Below are 2,835 nucleotides of genomic sequence, written 5' to 3'. Positions count from 1 at the left end.
GCTCCTGCGCCGATGATGGTATGAACTTCATCGATAAATAGGATCGCGTCTTCTTCTTTTTCTAGTTGCTTTAGAATGGTTTTAAAACGCTTTTCAAAATCGCCACGGTATTTGGTGCCCGCCAGCAATGAACCGATGTCTAATGAATAGATAACGCTGTCTTTAATGACGTCTGGTACTTGACCTTCTACGATTCGCCAAGCGAGGCCTTCTGCTATTGCCGTTTTACCCACTCCCGCCTCACCAACAAGCAAAGGGTTGTTTTTACGGCGTCGACACAATACTTGAATCGTTCTTTCTAGTTCTTTATCTCGACCGATCAACGGGTCAATATGGCCCTGTTTTGCCACTTGGTTTAGATTGATAGCGAAACTTTCTAAACGCTCATCGGAACCGCCCTCTTCAACATTTTCTGAGCCAAATGATTCAGAGGAATCATCATTTGAACTTGACGACTTGGCAATGCCATGAGAAATGAAATTAACGATATCGAGTCGACTGATGTCATTTTTCTTCAGTAGATACGCCGCATGTGATTCTTGTTCACTAAAAATGGCAACCAGAACATTAGCGCCTGTTACCTCACTGCGCCCAGAAGACTGGACATGGAAAACGGCTCGTTGAAGTACTCGCTGAAAACTTAACGTCGGTTGAGTTTCACGAGTTTCATCGTTTTCAGGAATAAGAGGGGTTGTTTGGTCAATGAAAACATCGAGTTCTTGTCGTAAAGCTTCTAGGTCTGCCTGACAAGCTGCTAATGCCTCCTTGGCTGCATCATTTACCAATAATGCGAGTAGGAGGTGCTCGACAGTCATGAACTCGTGTCGTTTGTCTCTAGCACGCGCAAAAGCGCCATTAAGACTGGTCTCTAATTCTTTATTAAGCATATGTACCTCCTAAAAGAACAACAGGGTTGTTCATACAAGCGTTACGCTTGCTCTAATGTGCAAAGCAATGGATGCTCATTTTCCTTGGAATACATGGTGACTTGCGCCACTTTTGTTTCAGCTACTTCTGCGGTAAAGGTTCCGCAAATTGCTTTTCCTTCATAATGCACCTGAAGCATAACTTGCGTCGCTTTCTCTATGTCCATTGAAAAGAAACGCTCAAGGATTTCAATCACAAAGTCCATCGGCGTGTAATCATCATTATTTAACAACACGTGATACATCGCAGGTGGCTGGATTTTCGTTTTCTCTTTCTCCAGTAAATCAGAGTCTGGAGTTACCCATTCAAAATTTCGGCCCATGGTCAATTCAATAATTCAGGATTTCTAAAGTCGATTTTACCATTATGTAACCACAAAGTTTTAGATTTATCTCCGAATGCTGATAAGAAATATTACGGCCAGAAATGCATCCCTTACTTAGAGACTAATCCAGCATTCCAATCGCTGCAAATAAAACATAGAAATGAATTCTAGAGAATTATCTAATTGATTAAAAAGCAAACAGTTTCACAAGTAAACTAAAAACGGTGCCTAGATCTCAGGCTTGTCAAGTTGCGAAAATGTAAATCTCAAAAGTGATTTGTTTGCAAATATGTAGCATTTAAGACCTTTTGCCTATTGACTGTCTCTGTTCATTGACTACATTGGTCAAATAGTGATTAAAAATAATAGGCACATGAATTATTAGTCACTAACAGATTCACGTTATGTTTGTGACGTAATCTTCTTAACACAACATCAGTATTAAATGCATGAGGGATGTATAGCATGGCTACAGGTACAGTAAAATGGTTTAACAATGCCAAAGGATTTGGTTTTATCTGTCCAGAGGGTGAAGACGGGGATATTTTTGCTCACTACTCAACAATTAAGATGGATGGCTATCGTACGCTCAAAGCGGGTCAACAAGTCGCCTATGAAATTGAGCAAGGACCTAAAGGCTACCATGCTAGCTCCGTCGTGCCGATTGAAGCTCAAATGGCTAAATAAATATTAAGACGCCAAGAATATAAAAACCCCGCTATAACTAGCGGGGTTGTTTTTATTAATGCCTTTCCCACCATCAAAAATGGTGAGAATGATCTATATTATGCATCGATTACACTGTTTAGTGTTTGGCTTGGTCGCATTAACGCTGACACTTTTTCATCATCAAGCGCGTAATATCCACCTAAATCACCCGCCACACCTTGTGCTTCATTGAGTTCAGTAACGATAGTTGACTCGTTATCAGCTAGCGCTTTTGCAATTGGTGCAAATTCTGCTGCTAGATCTGCATCGACACTTTGTGTTGCCAACGCCTTAGCCCAGTATGCCGCTAGGTAGTAATGACTACCACGGTTATCAAGTTGATTCACTTTACGTGAAGGTGATTTGTTTTCATCTAAAAACTCACCTGTTGCTTTATCTAGCGCATCAGCTAGGACTTGTGCTTTAGCATTTCCAGTAACCGTGCTTAGGTGTTCTAACGATGCAGCAAGCGCTAAGAATTCGCCCAATGAGTCCCAACGTAAGTGATTTTCTTTTTCAACCTGTTGAACGTGTTTAGGAGCTGAACCACCGGCACCCGTTTCAAACAAACCGCCACCATTCATCAGTGGAACCACCGACAGCATTTTCGCCGATGTACCCAGTTCAAGAATTGGGAAAAGATCGGTTAAGTAGTCACGCAATACGTTTCCTGTCACAGAGATCGTATCTAATCCCTCTTTAATGCGCTCTAATGAGAATTGACACGCTTCAAGTGGTGCTAGGATCTTTATGTCTAGGCCGCTCACATCATGGTCAGGTAAGTAAGCATTTACTTTTTCGATAAGTTGCGCATCGTGTGCTCGATTCTTATCTAACCAAAATACCGCCGGTAAGATCGGAAGAGCGGGTGAGCA

At 41.8% G+C, this 2,835-nt stretch carries 4 protein-coding genes; 1 reads left to right on the top strand and 3 read right to left on the bottom strand.

Annotated features, from left to right (window positions below; all coding sequences use genetic code 11):
* Together ACP45E_RS02885 and clpS are read right to left on the bottom strand one after the other, a co-directional pair.
* Nucleotides 1-887, bottom strand: an 887-nt coding sequence (locus tag ACP45E_RS02885; protein ID WP_141707202.1) for a Clp protease N-terminal domain-containing protein, incomplete at its 3' end; no start/stop codon positions are given.
* A gap of 41 nt (nucleotides 888-928) precedes the next feature.
* Nucleotides 929-1,249 carry an ATP-dependent Clp protease adapter ClpS gene (gene clpS, locus ACP45E_RS02880; protein ID WP_017034916.1) on the bottom strand — a complete coding sequence of 107 codons (321 nt, stop codon included), beginning with the start codon at nucleotides 1,247-1,249 and terminating at the stop codon, nucleotides 929-931.
* 468 nt (nucleotides 1,250-1,717) lie between these two features.
* Here clpS and cspD point away from each other — a divergent pair, with 468 nt between their 5' ends.
* Entirely contained in the window at nucleotides 1,718-1,939 is a 222-nt protein-coding gene (cspD, locus tag ACP45E_RS02875) for a cold shock domain-containing protein CspD (RefSeq protein WP_017034915.1), read from the top strand.
* Nucleotides 1,940-2,037: 98 nt separating this feature from the next.
* Here the strand turns inward: cspD and ACP45E_RS02870 are convergent.
* Nucleotides 2,038-2,835, bottom strand: a 798-nt coding sequence (locus ACP45E_RS02870; protein WP_141707201.1) for an NADP-dependent isocitrate dehydrogenase, incomplete at its 5' end; no start/stop codon positions are given.

Source organism: Vibrio genomosp. F10 str. 9ZD137, assembly GCF_049974785.1.
Taxonomy (GTDB): Bacteria; Pseudomonadota; Gammaproteobacteria; order Enterobacterales; family Vibrionaceae; genus Vibrio.
Note: the sequence above shows the minus strand (reverse complement) of the source record. Positions and strands in the feature narration are given on the sequence as shown.

Bases quoted from the DNA above. Each gene is read 5' to 3' on its own strand.
- clpS (WP_017034916.1), bottom strand. From the start codon at position 1,249: ATGGGCCGAAATTTTGAATGGGTAACTCCAGACTCTGATTTACTGGAG.
- cspD (WP_017034915.1), top strand. From the start codon at position 1,718: ATGGCTACAGGTACAGTAAAATGGTTTAACAATGCCAAAGGATTTGGT.